Below are 20,243 nucleotides of genomic sequence, written 5' to 3'. Positions count from 1 at the left end.
TCCGGTCCTTTTTTATTTCCGGACCTTGGTTTCGTATAATATTCTAATAAGTTCTGATTCGGATTGAGAGAGTTCTCGATTTCTTCTCGCCATAATTTTGCGAGAATCTCTTAGGAATAGATCCAGGATATACGCTTGGCCATCAACCCAACGGAAAGGAGAAATATATCCGCTCGCTTTGGAAGAAACAACATTACAACCGAAATCGATCACAGTCCCGGTATTCAACATCACTCCGATCCCGATCTTGGAAAAATCACCTATGATGGAACCGAATTTAATGGAGCCTGTGGTGACATCCGTATTCTCTTCTCTGATCTTGACGACTCCGTAATTATTTTTTAAGTCGGAGGTGGTGGATAATGCACCAAGATTCACCCAACTTCCCACAACGGAATGCCCGAGAAAACCTTCATGATGTTTATTCGTAAAATCTAATATAATGCTATCGCCAACTTCTCCACCGATCCTACAAACGTTCCCGATCGTTGTATTCCCCGTGATCCTAGCGTTGTCTACATGAGTTCCCTGGCCGATATACAAAGGGCCTTCTAAAAAACTGAAAGAAGTTACTTTCGCGTCCTTGTCTATGATCACCGGTCCCGAAGTTACGTCTATGACCACTCCAGGATAAATTTTAGCGGAAGGATGGATATGAACATGTTTGGATTTCCCGACAACGTGGAAATCCCCCGTTTTTACTTTGAGTTTGCGGACCCATTTTCTGAGATCCTTATGATTTTCCAGATCCAGGTCTATGTTTTTGCCCACAGACTCCAAGGATTTCCAAGGTAGGAACTCATCAGGGCGAATGATCAGATCTACGTCTTTGCCGTCGTATTCGCCGATCTTAGGATTTCTTTCGAAAAATGTTTTTTGGAATGCGGAATTGGAATGAGAATATAGGATCTTCGCGTCTGAGTATTGCTCTCTGATCCTTTGGAGAGGAGTTAAAACTCCATCTCTAATTTCGGAGAAGGATCGGATCCGAGTTAAGGCCCCCAAACCGGGAGGAGTTTCTCTCTCGTCGATCCAAATTCTCTGAACTTTGCCCACTCTCACTACTCCACTGTGACGGACTTCGCCAGGTTTCTCGGTTGATCCGGAGGACAACCCCTAGCCACGGCAGAATAATAGGCGAGAAGTTGGAGTGGAAGAACATTCAGGATCGGGCTTAAAATTTCCGGACATTCCGGAACTTCAAAACAATAATCCGAGAGTTCTTTTGCTTCCTTGTCACCTTCTGTAACAATTGAGATCATAATACCGTTACGAGCCTTGATTTCCTGGATATTGGAAAGCATTTTGCTGTAAATTTCCGACTTCGTTGCAATACAAACCACCGGGACCTCATTCGTAATGAGAGCGATCGGCCCGTGTTTGAATTCCCCGCCCGCATAACCAGATGCGTGGATATAGGAGACCTCTTTTAATTTCAGAGCGCCTTCCAATGCTACAGGATGGTTGTAAGTCCTACCTAAGAATACGAAGTCTTTGGTTTTCGTAAAATCCGCTGCCCAGTTTTCCAGAATATGAGCCTGGGCCAAAATCCTTTCCATTTTTCCCGGCAGAAGTCGGATCTCTTCGATCAGAGTTTTTAATTCATCATCCGAAACGATCCATTTTAAACGAGCAACGTATAAGGAGAAAAGAAGAAGATTAATTACCTGAGCTGTAAAAGCTTTCGTACTCGCGACCCCGATCTCGGGACCTGCATCCGTTCTGATGAATGAATCGGATTCTCTTGCAATTGTAGAATTCACATTGTTCACAAGAGAAAGTACCTTAATAAACTTCGCTTTCGCTTCTAAAAGAGAAGCAAGAGTATCAGCAGTTTCTCCGGACTGAGAAATTCCTACGATAAGAGTATCACCCTCTACAACAGGGTTTCTATAACGGAACTCCGAAGAAGTCTCCGTATCCGTTTGGATCTTTGCGAAATTTTCCAGATAATGTTTTCCGAGCATCCCTGCGTAATAGCTGGTTCCGGCTGCTTGGATAATGATACGGTTTACTTTGGACATCATCTCTCTAGAGATTGTGCTCTCCGGAAATTCTATCTCTCCGGCTTCACTAATGCGAGATTGGATGATCCTGCGGAAGATCCCAGGTTGTTCGTGGATCTCCTTGATCATATAATGAGGATAACCGCCTTTATCTACATCCTCAAATTTAATATCCTGAGTTTTGAATTCGAATTCTTTCTCAGAGCCATCAAATCCGAAAATCTTACATTCGGTTTTTGCAAAGTATCCCCATTCTTTAGAGTTGATATAATATACTTCTCTACAGTTACGAGTGAGAGGAGAAATATCGGAAGCCAAATAATATTCTTCTTTTCCTCTTCCCAAAAGTAAAGGAGCTCCATCCTGAGCGAAATATACTCTGTCCGGTTCGTTGTCGAATACTACCGCGATCGCCCATTTACCATGAACTCTATTAAATAATTCTAAAAAAGCATCCTTATTGGATAAGCCTCTTTTTCTGCTTTCTGCTAAGAGGTTCGGAAGAACTTCGGTATCCGTCATACTATGGAACACGAAACCTTTTTGTTTCAATTCCTGGCGAAGTTCGGAATAGTTCTCTATAATTCCGTTATGAACGACTGCAACTGTGGATTTTGAATCCGTATGTGGGTGAGCATTGATCTGATTTGGCTCTCCGTGAGTTGCCCAGCGAGTATGGCCGATCCCTACATTTCCACGGATAGGATGCTCTTTTAGGTAATTTTCAAGATCCTTGATCTTACCTTTTTGTTTACGGACTTGGATCTCTCCCCTGTCCAAAACGGCGATCCCTGCAGAATCATATCCGCGATATTCAAGTCCGATGAGTCCGACGATCAGTACTGATTCTACGTTTTTATCGCCTGCGTATCCTACGATTCCACACATATATTATGAATTCTCCATGATCTTTCCGGCTTTATTTAATAGAGAGTCCAGATCCTTTTTAGTTCTGGCTTCTCCGATCAACCGGAGGATCGGCTCGGTATTCGAAGGTCGAATATGTATCCAAGAGTTCTCGTTCGCTAAACGTAAACCGTCTCTCGCATCTTCTTTATATTCGGAGAAGGCGCTGCGAAACTTAGAATAAATCTGCTCCGTCTTTTGCCCCGCGATTTTATATGCGATCTTGCGCATATGGACCGCAGGAAGACTACCTATCACAGTATCAGCATCTTCCCCCTTGAGGGCAAGCAGATTCAGAATATGTGCCACCCCCGAAAGAGAGTCCCTTCCAAAAGAAGGAATAGCCGGATCGATCACACCTCCGTTCCCTTCTCCGCCGAAAACGGATTTACGGTGTATCATTTCTGCCACAACGTTCGCTTCTCCCACCTTAGATCGATAAGTTGGAATTCCTACAGAGTCTGCGACCCAATCATTCACAAAACTTGTGGAGAGATTCACAGTGATAGAAGCCTTCTTCGGAACCGAATTGGAAGCAAGGTAAGACATAAAACTCAGAGGAAGAGTTAATTCTTCGGAGATTGCGCCTTTTTTAGGAGATAAAACTACGAGTCTGTCTGCGTCAGGATCCAGGGCAAAACCGATGTCCGCCTTGGACTGTTTGATCAAACGAGAAGATTGTTTGAGAGCATCCGGAGTAGGTTCCGGTGGACGAGGAAATGTTCCGTCAGGAGTGCAATGTTGTAAAATCACCTTACAACCCAATTGTTTTAACAATTCCGGTAAAACGAAGCTGCCTCCGCCATTCACCGCATCCAAAAACACAGTGAATTTTTTTCTTTTGATCGCGGAGACATTCACTCGAGCGAGAACCGAATCGATATGAGCTTGGATCCGATCCGTCCCATCTTCTACATTCGAGTTGGGCTTAAACTGAAAAGGTTTATAATCTTCTTTTCTAACTAGATCTAACAGACCTTCTAAATCTTGAGCGTTCGTAAAAAATCCGCCTGGCCCGATGAACTTAAATGCATTCCAAATTACCGGATTATGAGAAGCAGAGATCATGATCCCGCCGGCAGCGTTGGATTGCTGGACCACAGCTTTTACGGTTGGAGTAGGAACAATCCCGAGTTGGATCACATTTTTGCCCATTCCGAGCATGATCCCGATCGCGATATTTTCTATATAAGCTCCGCTCGGACGAGAATCCCTACCGATGACTACGGTATTTCCCTTGAGCCTGGACCCAAAGGCCATGAGAGAATGAAAAATTACGTCGGGACTTAGGCCGGTGGGAATAATTCCCCGGATTCCGGACACGGAAACCATCAAATCCGGGTGTTGGAAGACCGGTTTTTGAGGATTTAGAGCCATAGATCCGGGGAATGTTTTGAGGTTTGGGATAAAGACATGGGCGATGACAGGATCGAACTGCCGACATCCTCCTTGTAAGGGAGGCGCTCTCCCAGCTGAGCTAATCGCCCGTTATGATAACGGTTATTATGCGTTCGCAGCCTGGCTATTGATACGCAATGCCATCCGACTCTTTTTGCGGTCTGCATTTTTAGAGTGGATCAGGTTGGTTTTCGCAGCTTTGTCCAAAAGTGAAGAATACTGATTGAACAAAGATTTTAAGGAGTCTTTTTCTCCGTCTTGAAGCGCTTTCAGGATCTTTTTAGCTTGGGTCCTAAGGCGGTTCCTGTTTTGAGAATTTGCCGCATTTCTGCGTTTCGTTCTACGGATATCTTTTTCTGAAGACTTTATGTTCGCCAAGGACTCTACTTCCTATTAAGGGATTAGGCCCAGATTTTCGTACCCAGGCCGCCTGTCAACGCGGTTTTAGCAAATCTACCTTCTATTTCCATTCTCTTCTAAACTTAGAAAAAATAAATTCGAGGAAAGGCAGAAGCACATCTGCCCGAAGGTCGGCGGATAATCATATCCAAGAGTCGAGCGGCAACACTAAGGAAGACTTCGAATTTTACTGATACGTTACTCGCTCTTATCTCTTATGGCCCTAATTCCGAGTTTTCAAATCCGATTGGAGGATGAGCCATTACTCAAACGAGGGAGTTTGGAAATAAATTTCCCAAACTTCGGTCTGAAAAAATTTTTTGCTTTGCTTGTACTTATTTTTATCTTATTTTTTATAATCCAGTAGATTGGAAATTAATTACTCGTCCTATGTAACGTTCCTAAGGACGCTTTTACGATGATATCTAGGCAGGCTCAAGACTATATAATAGTGAATTCGATAGATGAGATCGATCCGAATAAACTTTCTTTGACCCAGCTAGGTACCAAATACTTGGATCGGAACGGAAACCGTTATGCGGTTCGTTTTAACAAGGAAAGTAGAAAAGCAGAGATCATTCGTATCACTCTCCAAAAAGCTTCCGAAGCGGAAGCAACTAAACCTAAACTCGGAAGAATGAACCCAAAGGGCGCGAATCCTTTAGATCTTCAGAAATTATCCAATCTTCTTAAAACAACAAAACATCCGAGCGCAGACTGGATCGAAAATCTTGCGGAAAAGACTAAAAATACAAAACCTTCTGCAGCAAATTCGGAAAAACCTTCCTTTACTCCTACAAGAGAGATCGAGACCTCAAGTGTTCCTACAGAAACTCAGGACCTATCCTCAAGGATGACTTCTGTCCAAAATGATATATTCGATCTTTCCAAAGTGGATCTGAATATTTCAGACGCAGGGCTTTCCACTTCTGCAGGAAGAGAGGACATTCCGGTCTTTATAGAAGCTGTAGAAGCAGGCTCTACTAGAGAAACGAAATATATCGAAGACAGTGTCCAACAGTTCCAAAAGATCAAAGATCGGATCGAATCGGTTCTGAATAATATCCGCAATTCTAAAATTTTCGAAGCAACAGGGGACCCTTCCGATAACAAAAATATCGTAGGGAACCTGAACAGAGAATTCGATATAGAGTTCTTTCAGAAACTGGAGAAGATCCTGAACTATCATAAGGAGCTCACTTCTTATCCTAGATCTGTCACGTATTACGTGGCAAAATACGAATCACATAGAAAACAAGCTCTTCAATCCAGAACAACGGATCAAGAAAAGCTAAAATTGGTGATCCGTTGGGAAATGCAGGAACTTCTTCTTAGTTTGGCGAGAAAACTCAAAAAAATGGTGTTAAACGCATTGAACGTTCTGAATACAAAGAACGAAAACCATTTAAAACAAGTCCCGTATAACCAGCAGCAGATGTACAAGGACGCCCGAAGCGCATTATTATATTGTTCGGAAGATATCGGAGCACTACTTATCTCCTTGCAAAAATGGGCCGATAGCGAAGGATAGAACCCTTTGCATGGCACTTAGCGATCAAGAAATCAAAAACATCGTAGAAAAGCTCCGAACCGAGTACCGGGAAGGATCTAAACAAAGTCCAAAAATTTTCGATGCCAAGGGTTTCGAAGATCGTTATATCCAAACCCTAAAACATAGGGGAAATCTGGATAATTTCCTAAAAGATGAAATTGATTTCTTAGAAAAGATCAAAGGCAAACATAAGGAACTCACCGAAAAAAGGAACGCTTCCAAGGGAGAAACGATCAACCGGATCCTGGACGAGCAGGAAGAGAAACTTTCCAAATACCAGAGAGTCGATTTCCATCCTTTAGCAAGACCGGAAATGAGATATTTTTACGGTGCAATGACGAATTTTGCGGATACAGATCTGCCCGTTCTTATCCATATTTTCCGAGGAACTCCGGAATATTCCTCCTTTCAAGACAGTATCTCCATGATCGAAAGGATCGGAGTGACCAAAAGAGGGATGCCATCTCTAAGGATCGCAGAACATATCAAAGCGTTATTGGACGCAAACGGAAACCAATCCGCAATGGAAAGGGATTCCCAGACTATTCTAAAAGAGGTCTGCATCGCTTTGGCAGCTTTACGCAAAACCGCTCTGGAATGTGTGGATAAAAATTTAGTCAGTGATCGTATGACCGTTCAAATCAGCGATCGGGACTTCCCCAAAGCCAACGAGGCCTATAAGAATTTACTTTTCGGTATCGCATTGGAAAAAATAATTGTTAGAGCCGAAAATATCATCCGGGATTTCCGGATGAGCGATTTAGTCGGTCTGGACGCTAAATGAAACTTTCTATCGTAATTCCCTGTTATAACGAAAAACAGACAATTAAAAACATTTTAGAGACCGTAAAGAAGGTTCCTTACAAGGATAAGGAGATCATTCTCGTGGACGATTTTTCCACGGACGGAACTAGAGAACTTTTACAGACCGCTCCTTTTAAGAAGCTTGTGGACCAACTTGTTTTCCACGAAAAAAACCAGGGAAAAGGCGCAGCTCTCCGTACAGGATTTAAAGCAGCCAAAGGTGATATCGTAATCGTACAAGATGCAGATCTAGAATACGATCCGTTCGAGATCCCTGATGTGATCGATCCGATCTACAAAGGAAAAGCGGATGTAGTTTTCGGGAGTAGATTTATGGGGGGAAGAGCTCATAGAGTCGTATACTACTGGCATCGTCTCGGAAATCTTTTCCTTACAACACTTTCCAATATGTTCACTAATATCAACCTGACGGATATGGAAACTTGTTACAAAGCTTTCCGTAGAGAAGTGATCCAAGGGATTGATATCAAAGAGAACAGATTCGGATTCGAGCCTGAGATCACTGCAAAAATTTCCAAAATTCCTGATATTCGAATTTTCGAAGTAGGGATCTCTTATTACGGGCGCACTTACGCGGAAGGAAAAAAGATCGGTTGGAAAGACGGATTTAGAGCAATCTACTGTATCCTAAGATACAATCTATTTTCTTAATATTCCAATTACTCTTTGGGAATTTCGAATTCTCGATATTCCCAAAGACCTTTCGTTTTTACTTCCCCAGTCTTCCAATTTTTCTCCATACGATCTAACCAAACCGGGCGGATCTCAGCTTCTGCTAAAACCTTCTTACGATATTGATTCATTAAACTATTATCTGATTCCGGAAGTTTCGCAGCGTATTCTTTCACCGCATCCGAATAAGAAATAAAACCAACCTTCTCCCCGGGGAATTTTTCGGAAAGTTTAGATACTAACGATCCTATTCCTTCAGTGGAAGATTCATTATGAACACATAATACTCTTTTCTCGAAATAAGAAGGTCCTACGGATCCGCAAAGCATATCATCCAAAAATAGAAGATGGTTCGCTTTAGAATCAGCGTAGACTGAACGGATCGATCTCATTTCTTTGGAAGTCCTTTGATAAAACGCAAAACCAGCGAGTGTCATACCAAAAGAATAAAGTATAAAAGTTGTGAACGCCAAATTAGGTCCTGAAATCCCTAATTTCCATCCGGATCCCTCAGAAACTTGTTTTAAGACTAATACAAAAGGGATCAATGCGAGTCCTACATATCTAGGTCCCCAATTGGAAACCCCGTCATTCGGAGCCAAAAACGCGATCAATAAAATGAATGCGTAAGCGACGAGTCCAAGATGATAATAAGAAGCTTCTAAGGAACGATTTCGGATCTTCTTCCTGAAAAAATACAAAAGAGGAACTAAGATAGGAAGATAAAGCAAAAGTCCTGGCATAGAATAAGATCCGATCAGGATGGTAAAGGCTCTGGAAAGAACGGTGCCTTGATCTTCTCCGGTGTTAAAATTCTGAAAATATCTAGGACCGATCGGATGATGATAATCTAATGTATGGAAAACTAATAAGAGAAGAACGACCACCGAAAAGGAGAAGGAAAACCAAAATGATCTCTTCCACCAATCCTTTCCGTAAACAATCCATCCGCCGGACCAGAAAACAAAAAAGAAGATCAGGACTTCTAAACGAAGCCATACTCCCATTCCGAGTGCTATTCCACCTAAAATATTATTTAAGGATCTATTCTCTCCTTTATAAAAGAAAGTAAATGCGAGTAATTCCAATAATAGAAGAGGAGGATGTTCCGAAAGTTCCGGCCCCATTAAGAAGATATAAGTTCCGAAAAAAGTAAATAAGATCCAAAACCAAGAAAGCCCCCAATACTTCCTAAGTATAAATGCGGAAATTAAATTAAAGACAGCCATCAAAACCGAAACGATAGGGATCCAATGAAAAACCAAAAACGGAGAGATGAGTAAGGTAAGAAAGATCGGATATTGACCGATCATTCTTTCTCCCATTTGAAAGACCATCGGGGCCTTCCAAAGAAAATAATCGTATTTGGGATCTATGTCGAAAGAAGGATAAATTAAGCTCTCAGTGCTGAAACCGGACTGGAACATGGAATATGCTTGGTGGTATTTTAAGAACTGATCGGAAAAAAGGGACTCCCAGGGTTTAAGCAATACTAGTATTGCAAAATAAATTGTACAAAAGATAAAGGATCCTTTTGAAATTCCGGTCATTTTCATATTCGAAGGCAAACATACCCTACCCCCTTATTTACGAAACGAATTCTTACGGATAAAATTCCTGAAAGATTGCTTTTTCCAGAGGAAATTAACTATTTTTACTTGTAATTTCATTAATTACACCGACAGATCAGTCTAAAACCCAAAACATTCTCAAAGGAGAAAATCACTCGTGAAAACGAAACTTTATCTGATCCCTAGCCTTCTGGTGCTTTTAACTTTCGGAGGTCTTCAAGCAGGAAATTTCAAATTAGATAACGCTCATACAGGCGTTGGCTTTAAGATCAAACACCTTGCTATTTCAAACGTAACTGGAAGTTTTAAAGACTTCAGCGGAAAATTCGCTTATGACGAAGCTACTAGCACTCTTTCTGATCTAGACGTAACTATCAAAGCTTCTTCCATTTCTACTAACGATGAAAAAAGAGACGGACACTTAAAAGGAAAAGATTTCTTCAGCGCAGACGATCATCCTTCCCTTACCTTCAAAGCAAAAAAAGCTACAATTAAAAAAGGTGGAGTTTCCAAGATCCAAGGAGAACTTACTATCAAAGGTATTACTAAACCGGTTACCTTAGAAGTTAAATTCGCAGGCTCTGCGAAAGACCCGTGGGGAAACACTCACTTAGGATTCGAAGCAGAAACTAAGATCAAAAGAGCTGATTTCGATATCGCTTGGAACAAACCTTTAGAGAAAGGCGGACTTTTGATCGGAGAAGAAGTTTCTATCCGCATCGAAGGCGAAGCAATCCCAGAATAATTCTATTCTTCAAACAAGGCCTTCCTTACGAAGGTCTTGTTTTCTGTTCCTCTTTCTCTTCTAATTTTTCCCAAACTATCCTTTTTACAGTAACTTATCTTTTCGCACTTCGAACTTAAAAGAACGGTCGAAACAATCCTAGTTTCGAACCAAACTTTCGGAGAAATGAAATGAAAGGACTTACTAAAACAATGATCGTAGGCGCAGCATTGACCGGCCTATTTGCTACCGGAACTATGGCGGAAAAAAAAGAAGCCAAATCGGAAGAAGCGAAAGGAGAATGTCACGGAATTAATTCCTGTAAAGGAACAGGAGATTGTGGTGGAAAAGGTCATTCCTGCGCAGGAAAAAATTCCTGCAAAGGACAGGGCTGGATCTCTCTTACTAAAAAAGATTGCGAAGCTCAAAAAGGAACTTTTAAGAGCTAATTGCAATCACCAAAAAATTTTGGGTCAATCTCGAAAGGAATTCGGAAATAGACTCCGGCCCTTTCGGGAGAGTTCCGGAATTTTCCAAAGACTCCAGTATTGTCTTTCCTTCGGATAAATTTTTCCCAAAAATATATTCCCATTCTTCGATTTGCAAAATCCAAAGATCGGATCCTTTTTTTCCCAAAATCAAATACTGATCTTTTTCCTGGAAAAAGATAGAAAGATCCTCTGAATCATCCGCTTTCCATAGATCATAAATAGGATAAGTATATTTTAAAAATCTTAAAGAAGGATGGAATGAGATCTTAAAATCCTCGAATTCAGCCCCGGTAGGTTTCTGGATATCGGTACCTAGATTTTTAGAAAGATGAAATATTTGAAAAACTTGATATTCGAAATCTGCAATTTCGGCCAGAAAAGGGTGTTCAGGATAATTTTCCTTTAGAAAATCCGGAAAATTCCCTCCATAGTCGGAGATATTATAGGAGCCGGAAAAATTCTCTCTTATATAATTCTTTGCAGTCTCGAAAAAATCTTCGTCTCCTAAAACTTTCCAAACGGTTTCGAATTTTTCTCCCAATGCATCCGTAAATCTTGCGAGATATGCATTTTGATATACCTCTAATGCAGAGACAGATTTCAATTTACCTGCAGGAAAGATCAAATCTGAGAATGAATCGGATCCTTGTAAGATCACGGCAGAAAAAAGTTCTCTAAACTCTTCCGGCCTCATACTTTTTGTACCGATTCCAGAATAATTTTAGCCTTCAAGGCCTCTTCTTCCATTTCTGGAAAGCTCGGAATATCCTCATCCCATTCCAGTAGAATTGGAATTTGATCCATTCTATCAGCATAAGAGGAAAATAGATCCCATACTTCTTTTGCAACCGGCCTTGAATGAGTGTCGAATAAAAATTCTCCAGTATCCGTATGACCTGCGATGTGGATCTGACCTACATTCTCCCAAGGGATCTCATCCAAATATTCAAGAGCGGAAAATCCATGATTGATCGAATTTACATAAATATTATTAATATCTAATAAGATCCCGCAACCACTCCTTTGTGAAAGTTCTCGAATAAATTCCCACTCGGTCATTTCGTTTTCTTTGAAACCTAAATATGTGGAAACATTCTCTAAAAGGATCTTTCTTCCTAAGATCTCTTGGATCTTTTGTGTACGTTCGATGGCGAGATCTAAAAATCCTCTAGTAAATGGAAATGGAAGAAGGTCATGCAACTGCTTTCCGGATTGTTCCGTCCAACAAAGATGATCCGAGACTAAAAACGGATCTATCCTACGGATCAATTCCTTCCATCTTTCCAAATATTTCTGATTCGGAAATGTTCCTCCTAGAATAGATAAAGAAACTCCATGCAAAGCGACAGGAAAATTTTTGCGGACGGATTCCAACATTTCCAAAGGTTTTCCGAGACTATCCATATAGTTCTCAGTAATCGCTTCGAACCAGGAAATTCTGACAGGTTCTCCTTTTCTTAAATAAGGATAATGTTCTTTTCTAAGTCCGACTCCGATAGAAGGCATATATTTCTCTATGTAACTTAATTCGATTTCATACGAAGGATGTTTCATGAACAAGCTGTATTTTTTAACATTCTTCGTTTTACTTCTATTCGATTGTGCAGGAAGGCAAATCGTAGATCCTATCTTTAAAAACGACGGTAAGACCGCAATTCGCGGTTATGACCCTGTCTCCTATTTTACAGAATCCAAACCGAAAGAAGGAAATTCTAAATTCAGTTATCATTGGCAAGGAGCCGACTGGCAATTTTCTTCCGAAAAAAATTTGGAGAAGTTTAAAAAATCTCCTGAAACTTATGCTCCACAATACGGAGGATATTGTGCTTATGCAATGAGAGACGGAGAAGCGTATGAAACGGATCCAAAAGCTTGGAAAGTAGTCTCCGGGAAATTATATCTGAACTATAATGAAAAGGTCCATGGATTTTGGGAAAGAGATGTTCCAGGTAATATTAATAAAGCGGACAATCAATGGAAAGTCCTTCCGAGAAAGGAAGTTCGACCTTGATTAACGATCTTTCATGATTAAATAATTATACGAAGCGATGATCTTCTGAGTCATCTCCAGGCCGTCTTTGTTTACGTCCGGATGATATTTTTTGATCATCTCTTTGTATTTATTTTTTAATTCTGACTTTGTATATTCTTCGGAGAGGCCCAAAAATTCTCGATGCTCTCTTGTTTCCACATCTTCGTCCTCGTAAAAGGATCTAGAGGAGAATTTTTTGCGGAAGTTTGACTTCTTCTTTTTAGTCTTCTCTCTTTCTTCTTCCCTGAATCTTCCGAAAATTTCGTAATATGCCCTATCTCTGTATTCGGAAGTGATCTGGCGGACCGGGAATAGTTTAGTGTTTAATATCTGAAAGAAGTATCCTTTTAAAAAAACATCCGCTCCGTAATCCGAAGAGAAACCTTTTCTATCCAAAAACTCAGTGATCCCGTTATCCACAAGTCGTTGCATATCGAACTTATCATCGAAGTAAGAATCAAATGCATCTTCGAATTTTTTTGTGGAAGAGATCAGAAGAAGTAGGAGTTCCTTATCCAGATCATGCCTTTCCAATTTGGAGAGTATGATCTCTTTTAAGAAGGAACGGAATTCGTCCAAATAGATATCGTCGAAGTAGACCCCTGCTTTTGCGAATTCATAAGCAAGGCCCTCGATTTTAAGGACTTTTTCCATTAACAGGATCAACATATCCGCATGATCCTGGGTAAATCCTTGGGAGCCTCTGGAAGAATATTCCCGCTCTCCTCTGAGAGAATATAAAAGTTTGAAATAATCCTCTCTGCGAATCTCTAAAATTTCGATCAATTTGTCAGAAGAAATAAACCACTCACAATCAGTACTGGAAGACTGTATTTCGAAAATTACGTCCTCTAAAGAAGTTTTTACCTGATCAAAACTGCGAGTAGTCAAAGCGAGACCCTATACTTTAGACCCTCTGCCTCAAATCGAGTTTGTCCACCTATTTTCCCGAGAAAAAAGATTTGATCGGGACCGGCTTAAACGAGATTTTTCCCACATGTTACCCCTTCTCGCGGTTTTAGGTTGTTTCGTTCTCTATTTTTTAGGTTATAAGTTCTATTCCGGATATTTATCCAAATCAGTCTTCCAACTCAAAGAGACTACAGGAGATACTCCTGCTCATAAGTTCAATGATGGTGTGGATTATCTTCCTACAAAACCTGCCGTATTATTCGGACATCATTATGCTTCCATAGCGGGTCTTGCTCCGATCCTAGGACCTGCTGTTGCAGTGATCTGGGGCTGGTTACCTGCGATGCTTTGGGTAGTTTTAGGTGGGATTTTCGTAGGCTGTGTGCATGATTTCGGTGCGATCGTAGTTTCAGTCCGGAATCAGGGAAAATCTATCGGACAGGTTGCTCAGGATCTTTTAGGTCCAAGGGCAAGAAGTTTATTTCATGCAATCATCTTCTTCTTAGTAGCTCTTGCAATGGGAGTTTTTGTGATCGTTCTTGCGGAAATGTTCTCCGCAGATCCAAAATTAAAATTGCCGGCACCAACTCCGGTTCAGATAGAACAAACCCAAACTACAACTCCTAGTATTAAGGATCATGTTCATTCTTCGGATATTAGAGTGGAAACTCCTTCTTCTCCGATTAAACTTAGAAGCCATTTCCCGGAGGCCGTAATTCCAACGGCAGGGATCATGATCTTTGCAGTTTTAGTGGGTTGGCTTCATTATAAAAAAGGAATGAAACTCGGCCCTCTTACTTATGCCTCCGTAGCGCTTACTTTGGTGGTAATGGTAGCGGGAATGAACGAATCGATCCTTACTTGGACCGGACTAAATGATATAGATAAATCCCCGGGAGTTCCTCTCTGGAAAATTATACTTCTTGCATATGCATTTCTTGCTTCGGTAACTCCGGTATGGTTGCTCTTGCAGAGTAGAGATTATATCAATTCGTTCCTTCTATACTTAGGGATCATCGCAATTTATTTCGGCTTCGTAAAAGGAAGTATTTTCGGAGAATTCTCCTCCTTTAATGCGGAAGCGATCCGTTCCGAAAAAGTGGATATGGATATTATACCGTTTGTGTTCATCACGATTGCATGCGGGGCTGTTTCCGGTTTTCACGCATTGGTTAGCTCGGGAACTACTGCAAAACAATTAGATCGAGAAATAGACGCGAGAGTGATCGGATACGGTGGAATGATCGGAGAATCTTTATTGGGACTTACCTCTGTGGTAGCCTGCACGATAGGATTTGCATCGGCTGCAGAATGGTCTTCCTTCTATAAGTCTTGGTCGGGTATCCAAGGACTTGCGCCTTCCGTAGGAGCTTATATTTACGGGACAGGAAGATTTATTTCTCAATTAGGATTCGACGAAGGTTTTGCACAAGGATTCATCGCACTCGTGGTGGTAAGTTTTGCATTAACTTCTCTGGATTCCGCTACTAGATTATTAAGATATAATATAGAAGAAATTGCCGAAAGTTTCGGATCCGAAACGATCAAGAAAATTTTAGGAAATCGTTATGTATCCAGTATTCTCGCATGCGTCGCAATCGGATTTTTTGCTTTCCTACAAATAGATCAGGGTGGCAAGAAGACTACCGCCGGGCTTGCTCTTTGGAAACTATTCGGGACTACAAACCAACTTCTCGCCGGGCTTGCTCTTCTTGTGATCACAGTCTATCTTCTATATTCCAAGAAAAAGACCTGGACTAGTTTTATCCCTATGATATTCGTATTAGGTGCAACACTATGGGCGATGGTAATCAACTTCTACGATTTCTTATTCTCCAAATCCCCGAGTTATTTATTAGCCGGAGTGGGAGGAGTTTTGATCTTCTTGACCCTTTGGCTTTTGATAGAAGCGATTTTAGCTTGGAGAAGGTTTTCTAAAGCATGAAATTTTGCAGCGTCTGCGGATCCGAAGTAATCCAAAAAATCCCGGAGGGAGACAGTCTCACTAGATATGTATGTGAGAACTGTGGGACCATACATTACCAAAATCCAAAGGTAATCGTTGGAACCATACCTATCTGGGAAGGAAAAATACTTCTCTGTAAACGCGCGATCGAGCCCAGAAAAGGATATTGGACATTACCTGCGGGCTTTTTAGAAAATCGAGAAACTGTAGAAGAGGGAGCCGCCAGAGAAACTGCAGAAGAAGCTAACGCCAAGATCGATATAGTTCGTCTTCATTCCGTTTATAGTATTCCGTATATCAGCCAAGTTTATATGTTCTTTCTTGCAAACTTAGTGGACGGAATTTTTTCAGAAAGCCCTGAATCGGAAGAAGTTAAACTATTTTCTCCGAACGAAATTCCTTGGGAAGAGCTCGCATTCGCTTCAGTCACCTTCGCATTAAAACGTTATACTGAAAAATCGGAGATCCCTGATACTGGGATCCATTTAGGTTCCATTCGAACTAGAAAATTAGAGGATAAAACATAAGTGCATTTTTTCTCGGAAGGAATTTCCTAGTAGCATGTTCGGAAAATTTTTTCCTTCTTTCTGGATTTTGGGAGTATTCTTCTCCGTTTCCGTCTCCGCAAATTCTTTGATCAGCACTGAATCAGGCTCTTTCTCGCCCAACTGGGATGGAGTCTCGGACTTAATCCGTTTCAAGATCCAAACTTCTTCTTTACCTAAATTGCAAGACTGGGAACTGACTATCCGAAGCGCGTCCGGAGAAACTGTCCGTAAATTCGAAGCGGGGAAGATCAGAAAAAAAGGATTCACCATATTCGGAGACGAGAATGAATTCGCTCCGGAAGATATTTATCTTCCTTCTATTCTAGAATGGGATGGAGAAAATGAAAACGGAAATCCTGTAGGAGACGGATATTATACCTACCAATTATATCTTCTAACTGCGAATAAGGAAAAGATACTTTCGGAAGAGTCCACTTTCTATTTAGACGCAAGACCTCCTAAATCGGAAGTGAATTGTAAAACGAAACTTCTATTGACCGAAGACAGGAATTTATCCAAAATTATCATCCAACAAAAAACTTCAGGTGAATCCGCAGATATCTTTGTAGGAGAATTTTTAGACCAGGAAGGAAGATCCTTAAAAGCATATACTTGGAGAGCGAAAGAAGTTCCTTTTCAGTTGGTTTGGGATGGGACTGATTCCAATGGAAAATTAGTCTCTCAAGGTTTATACACATACAAACTTACCGGAAGAGATCCTGCAGGTAACGAATCCTCGGATAAAATAGAAAATATTACCATAAAGTCTGAGTCCGCAGGGATAGATCTAAACGTAGAAGGTGATCTTTTTCCGGCAGATCCGGCAAACCCTCTCAATCGCATTAAGTTTTCTTCATTCGTTTCCTCTAAATTAAAATCTGATTCTTACGAGTTGGAAGTTTTCAAAAACGAAGTAAAAGAAGATAATCTTGTATTCTCTCAAAAATCTTTAGGAGAACCTCCCGCGGAATTGATTTGGGAACCTAAGAATAAGGAAGGTAAACCTTTAGGATCCGGGACATACATGTATCGTCTAACGATATTCAACCGTTATGATCGTTATACTAGTTTAGCCAAAAAATTCACACTTTCCGATCAAAAGGCGAAATTCTCCTACGATGTTTCTCCGAACGGTTTCACCCCGGATGGGGACTGGCAGAAAGACGTAGTTGAGATCCGGGTAAGATCCAAAGGCCTACCTATCGTTTCTTGGAAAATCAATATTATAGAATCTTTCTACGATGGAGACAAACCGGAAGAAAGGATCGTCCGAAACTGGACCGGAACAGGTAACGGCCCTGACAAATTAATTTGGTACGGATTAGATGATCAAGGCAGAAGGATCGGTTCCTTTGCGGACCTTAAGGTTGTTCTTTCTTATAAGGATATTTTCGGAGAAGAAAAAGAAGAAGAATTAGGAGATCTTAAAACGGATATCCTAATCACGAGAGAAAAAGACGGTTTTCGTTTTTCAGTACCGAATCGGATCTTTGAGAATAGATGGTGGACTCTTCCTTCTAAACTAAAATCCACACTGGGTAAATTTCCAGGTTATAAAGTAGAACTTCAAATTCACACTTCTCATAGAGGAGACGACGAATATAATTTAAGATACTCGGAAGAAAAAGCGAAGAAGGTATTCCAATCTTTATTCGGAAAAGATTATGAATTCGGAAGATATAGATATAGAGGATATGGAGAGACTCTTCCATTAATTCCGGGAAACGGATCTTACGAAGCGGATCGAAACGAAAGACTGGATTTCTTTCTGAGCGTGTCTAAATAAATATGTGCACTTCTTTTATATATCGTAATCCAAGCAAAGGGATCTTAGGAGTTGGCTTTAATAGAGACGAATCCTTCAAAAGAAAACCTTCCTTATCTCCCCAATTGTTGGAATCCTCATCCGGAAAAGCGATCGCTCCTATCGACGGAGAGGCAGGAGGAACATGGATCGGAATTTCCCAAACAGGAGAAATTATCTGTTTGGTAAATTTCTACGAAGCTACCTTAAAATTACTCAGAAATCCTGTAAGTAGAGGATTATTGGTCCGGTCGGTCCTTCTAGGAGAAAGAACTCCAGAATCTTACTCGGTTTCCGAATTAGAGAAATACTATCCTTTCAAACTTTTTAGAGTACAAAAGGAGAAGACCGAAATTTTCATTTGGGATGGGAACTCCTACAAAACGGAAATGGACTCAGAAACTTTTGCTGTTTTCGGTAGCTCCTTTACTCAAGGGCCTAAGGCCCAGATCTCCAGGAGAGAGACTTTCGATTCTCATTTTCGACCATCCGAACTTCCTGATGCACAAGATTTCATACATATGGCAAAATCTTTCTTATCTTCTCATCTTCCTGAACAAGGTGCTTTGTCTCCTTGTATGCATAGAAGGGACGCACATTCTGTCTCTAGGACAGTTATTACTTTGGACCGGGCCTCCGTTTATTTCTCCTACAAGAATTCTCAACCTTGCGAAGAGGGACCTGAAGAAGATTACAATTTCACTTTGACTGAATTTCGAACTTCTGCATGATTGTCGTATGGCGGGCACGAATTCCCTTTTCGACGACAAATACGAATACCGGGACCCCTCTCAACAAAAGAGGAAGAATGCTCGTGTCAAGATCACTATAGACGGTGATTTTATAGTCAAGGGGAGAACCCAAAGATTTCCGGTATTCATAGTTGATATCGGAACAGGCGGAGCGGGTATCGAAACTCGCACTTCCGTTTTCGAAGGTGATCGTATCATCCTATTCGGAAATATTAACGGCAAAAATATGGAGCTCGAATCCGAAGTGATCCGAGTTTCCGGAAAAAAAGCAAACGTGATCTTTATTAGCCTAGCCGAAGACGATAAGGATCTCATCCAAGATCTGATCCATAAGAAGTTCTTCGATAAAGACAAAAAACCTTTATCTTAAGTTTTTTAACTCCTAATTATAAGATTGGGCGACTCCTCGCTTTCGCTCGGACCGCGCTGCTACGGGCTACGCATTCGCTTCGGTCTCTTCGAGACTTCCCCTTCACATCGCTGTCGCGTAGTTTTCGGATATGCACTTTTTCTATCTGCGACCTTCTCAGAAATAGTTTATACATTGCTGAATTTAGATTCCACGTTCCGGAGACAGTTGGTGTAAAAGCATTCCCCACCCTACTTAGGGTGGGGGCCGGTGTGGTGGTACCTCGCGCCGATCGAAGCACGCGTATCATAAAACTTGCGATTATGCAATCGATTTTCTGATTGAGCATTTCATGTAGGAGCTCCTACAAATTCCCAGATCTATTTTGCTTGTAAAACTTCTGATTTTCTGCTATGGGTTTTTTCTGCGGAAAGGTAAATCCACCGCTTCGCTCCAGCCCCCACCCTAATAGGGCGGGGAGAACTTTCGCCCAACGTAAAGGCCCCGTATCACGACAAAACCCAACCCCACAATCCTTCATTCAATCAAGTTTACTTAATTAAACAAAAATTCATTCCTCCAAATATCCCCGGCTCATTGTCCTTCTAATTCTTCCAAGATAGGGCAATCCGGTCTATGATCCCCCGTGGCAATGTTTTGCAAGATGAGTCAGAGTATCACACATGGATTGTAGTTCCGAAATTTTGGCCTGCATCTCCTTTACATGAGCCAAAGCTAGGGACTTTACTTGTGCGCTTGCCCTCGCCTTATTCTTCCATAATCCCAATAATTGTTTAATCTCTGGCAAAGAAAAGCCCAGCCCTCTCGCACGTTTGATAAATCTCAATGTGTGGACATCTTTTTCTGAATACAGTCTGTATCCCGATTCTGCTCGAATGGGCTTGGAGACCAATCCAATAGATTCGTAATGGCGAACCAATTTCGAGTTTACTCCGGATAATTTGGAAACTTCACCGATATTCATAAAACATAACCTTCTAACTATTAGAAGGTTTTAAAAATGAAATTTTCATTTTTTACAAAAAAAATGGATTTTTTTAGATCTGGGCCTTGACCTTCCCATTATTGGAAGGTTGATAATAGAAACCGTAGATAAAGGAGAATAAAATGTATAAGGTAGAATTATCAGGAATGACCTGCGAACATTGTGTAAAGACGGTATCAAAGACGATCCAGTCCTTCGATTCGGAAAGCAAACCTGTGGTAGATTTAGCATCGCAGATCGCTCGATTCGAAACAAATAAGGATGTAACTTCACTTCCTAAACTATTGGAAGAAGAAGGATATCCAGTCGTTTCCATCAACAAGGAGTGAG

At 41.1% G+C, this 20,243-nt stretch carries 20 protein-coding genes, 1 tRNA gene and 1 pseudogene; 12 read left to right on the top strand and 10 right to left on the bottom strand.

From position 1 onward, the window contains the following. Positions 1-12: 12 nt before the first annotated feature. The 5 genes from EHQ64_RS05840 to rpsT all read right to left on the bottom strand — a co-directional run bounded on the left by EHQ64_RS05840 (position 13) and on the right by rpsT (position 4,688). Positions 13-1,056, bottom strand: coding sequence for a GlmU family protein (locus EHQ64_RS05840; RefSeq protein ID WP_135648554.1), 1,044 nt, complete (start codon positions 1,054-1,056; stop codon positions 13-15). 5 nt (positions 1,057-1,061) lie between these two features. Beyond that, entirely contained in the window at positions 1,062-2,894 is a 1,833-nt protein-coding gene (gene glmS, locus EHQ64_RS05835; RefSeq protein WP_135648553.1) for a glutamine--fructose-6-phosphate transaminase (isomerizing), read from the bottom strand. A 3-nt stretch (positions 2,895-2,897) separates the two neighbouring features. Next, positions 2,898-4,289, bottom strand: a complete 1,392-nt coding sequence (glmM, locus tag EHQ64_RS05830) for a phosphoglucosamine mutase (RefSeq protein ID WP_135648552.1) — start codon at positions 4,287-4,289, stop codon at positions 2,898-2,900. Positions 4,290-4,326: 37 nt separating this feature from the next. Continuing rightward, a tRNA-Val gene (locus EHQ64_RS05825) sits at positions 4,327-4,399 on the bottom strand. Between the two features lie 16 nt (positions 4,400-4,415). Continuing rightward, positions 4,416-4,688: a 30S ribosomal protein S20 gene (rpsT, locus tag EHQ64_RS05820; RefSeq protein WP_135648551.1), complete on the bottom strand. Its 273-nt coding sequence runs from the start codon at positions 4,686-4,688 to the stop codon at positions 4,416-4,418. A gap of 439 nt (positions 4,689-5,127) precedes the next feature. On the opposite strand from rpsT, the gene EHQ64_RS05815 reads away from it, so the two are divergent. From EHQ64_RS05815 to EHQ64_RS05805, 3 genes are read left to right on the top strand one after another with little or no spacing between them, the layout of a single operon-like run. Further along, positions 5,128-6,240 (top strand): LIC_10450 family protein, encoded by a 1,113-nt coding sequence (locus tag EHQ64_RS05815; RefSeq protein WP_135648550.1) that lies wholly within the window; start codon positions 5,128-5,130, stop codon positions 6,238-6,240. Between the two features lie 10 nt (positions 6,241-6,250). Beyond that, entirely contained in the window at positions 6,251-7,045 is a 795-nt protein-coding gene (locus tag EHQ64_RS05810) for a hypothetical protein (RefSeq protein WP_135648549.1), read from the top strand. Further along, complete coding sequence (locus tag EHQ64_RS05805) at positions 7,042-7,737, top strand: glycosyltransferase family 2 protein (RefSeq protein ID WP_100721952.1); 696 nt, start codon at positions 7,042-7,044, stop codon at positions 7,735-7,737. The genes EHQ64_RS05810 and EHQ64_RS05805 overlap by 4 nt, the downstream gene beginning before the upstream one ends. Before the next feature lie 8 nt (positions 7,738-7,745). Here the strand turns inward: EHQ64_RS05805 and EHQ64_RS05800 are convergent, their stop codons facing one another. Next, a complete protein-coding gene (locus tag EHQ64_RS05800; RefSeq protein WP_246048602.1) occupies positions 7,746-9,308 on the bottom strand; it encodes an LA_3751/LA_3752 family putative glycosyltransferase in 1,563 nt (520 codons plus the stop codon). Positions 9,309-9,486: 178 nt separating this feature from the next. Here EHQ64_RS05800 and EHQ64_RS05795 point away from each other — a divergent pair, with 178 nt between their 5' ends. Further along, positions 9,487-10,074, top strand: a complete 588-nt coding sequence (locus EHQ64_RS05795) for a YceI family protein (RefSeq protein WP_135648548.1) — start codon at positions 9,487-9,489, stop codon at positions 10,072-10,074. A gap of 170 nt (positions 10,075-10,244) precedes the next feature. After that, positions 10,245-10,502, top strand: coding sequence for a BufA2 family periplasmic bufferin-type metallophore (gene bufA2 / locus EHQ64_RS05790; RefSeq protein ID WP_135648547.1), 258 nt, complete (start codon positions 10,245-10,247; stop codon positions 10,500-10,502). Here bufA2 and EHQ64_RS05785 read toward each other — a convergent pair. Together EHQ64_RS05785 and bufB are read right to left on the bottom strand one after the other, a co-directional pair. After that, entirely contained in the window at positions 10,492-11,238 is a 747-nt protein-coding gene (locus EHQ64_RS05785) for an HvfC/BufC N-terminal domain-containing protein (RefSeq protein WP_135648546.1), read from the bottom strand. The two genes, bufA2 and EHQ64_RS05785, sit on opposite strands and share 11 nt — an antisense overlap. Further along, the gene (bufB, locus tag EHQ64_RS05780; RefSeq protein ID WP_135648814.1) at positions 11,235-12,050 is read right to left on the bottom strand and encodes an MNIO family bufferin maturase; all 816 of its coding nucleotides are present in this window, start codon (positions 12,048-12,050) and stop codon (positions 11,235-11,237) included. The genes EHQ64_RS05785 and bufB overlap by 4 nt, the downstream gene beginning before the upstream one ends. Before the next feature lie 46 nt (positions 12,051-12,096). Between bufB and EHQ64_RS05775 the strand changes: the two genes are divergently transcribed. Then, positions 12,097-12,555, top strand: coding sequence for a YHS domain-containing (seleno)protein (locus tag EHQ64_RS05775; RefSeq protein ID WP_135648545.1), 459 nt, complete (start codon positions 12,097-12,099; stop codon positions 12,553-12,555). Here the strand turns inward: EHQ64_RS05775 and EHQ64_RS05770 are convergent, their stop codons facing one another. Then, positions 12,556-13,467, bottom strand: a complete 912-nt coding sequence (locus EHQ64_RS05770; RefSeq protein ID WP_135648544.1) for a DnaJ domain-containing protein — start codon at positions 13,465-13,467, stop codon at positions 12,556-12,558. Positions 13,468-13,573: 106 nt separating this feature from the next. Here EHQ64_RS05770 and EHQ64_RS05765 point away from each other — a divergent pair, with 106 nt between their 5' ends. Genes EHQ64_RS05765 through EHQ64_RS05745 form a run of 5 tightly spaced genes read left to right on the top strand, consistent with a single transcriptional unit; the run spans position 13,574 to position 18,928 of the window. Continuing rightward, complete coding sequence (locus EHQ64_RS05765) at positions 13,574-15,433, top strand: carbon starvation CstA family protein (protein WP_135648543.1); 1,860 nt, start codon at positions 13,574-13,576, stop codon at positions 15,431-15,433. Beyond that, entirely contained in the window at positions 15,430-15,981 is a 552-nt protein-coding gene (locus EHQ64_RS05760) for an NUDIX hydrolase (RefSeq protein ID WP_135648542.1), read from the top strand. Before EHQ64_RS05765 ends, EHQ64_RS05760 begins: the two co-directional genes overlap by 4 nt. Before the next feature lie 34 nt (positions 15,982-16,015). Beyond that, complete coding sequence (lsa66, locus tag EHQ64_RS05755; protein WP_135648541.1) at positions 16,016-17,788, top strand: fibronectin-binding adhesin Lsa66; 1,773 nt, start codon at positions 16,016-16,018, stop codon at positions 17,786-17,788. Positions 17,789-17,790: 2 nt separating this feature from the next. Then, positions 17,791-18,537 carry an NRDE family protein gene (locus tag EHQ64_RS05750; protein ID WP_135648540.1) on the top strand — a complete coding sequence of 249 codons (747 nt, stop codon included), beginning with the start codon at positions 17,791-17,793 and terminating at the stop codon, positions 18,535-18,537. A 7-nt stretch (positions 18,538-18,544) separates the two neighbouring features. Next, the gene (locus tag EHQ64_RS05745; protein ID WP_135648539.1) at positions 18,545-18,928 is read left to right on the top strand and encodes a PilZ domain-containing protein; all 384 of its coding nucleotides are present in this window, start codon (positions 18,545-18,547) and stop codon (positions 18,926-18,928) included. A 573-nt stretch (positions 18,929-19,501) separates the two neighbouring features. Here the strand turns inward: EHQ64_RS05745 and cueR are convergent. Next, positions 19,502-19,892, bottom strand: a pseudogene (gene cueR / locus EHQ64_RS05740) (Cu(I)-responsive transcriptional regulator). A gap of 143 nt (positions 19,893-20,035) precedes the next feature. On the opposite strand from cueR, the gene EHQ64_RS05735 reads away from it, so the two are divergent. Beyond that, complete coding sequence (locus EHQ64_RS05735; RefSeq protein ID WP_135648538.1) at positions 20,036-20,242, top strand: heavy-metal-associated domain-containing protein; 207 nt, start codon at positions 20,036-20,038, stop codon at positions 20,240-20,242. Position 20,243: the final 1 nt, after the last annotated feature.

Source organism: Leptospira sarikeiensis (genome assembly GCF_004769615.1).
Lineage (GTDB): Bacteria > Spirochaetota > Leptospiria > Leptospirales > Leptospiraceae > Leptospira_B > Leptospira_B sarikeiensis.
The sequence above is the reverse complement of the archived record's forward strand: the minus strand, read 5'-3'. Positions and strand labels throughout refer to the sequence as shown.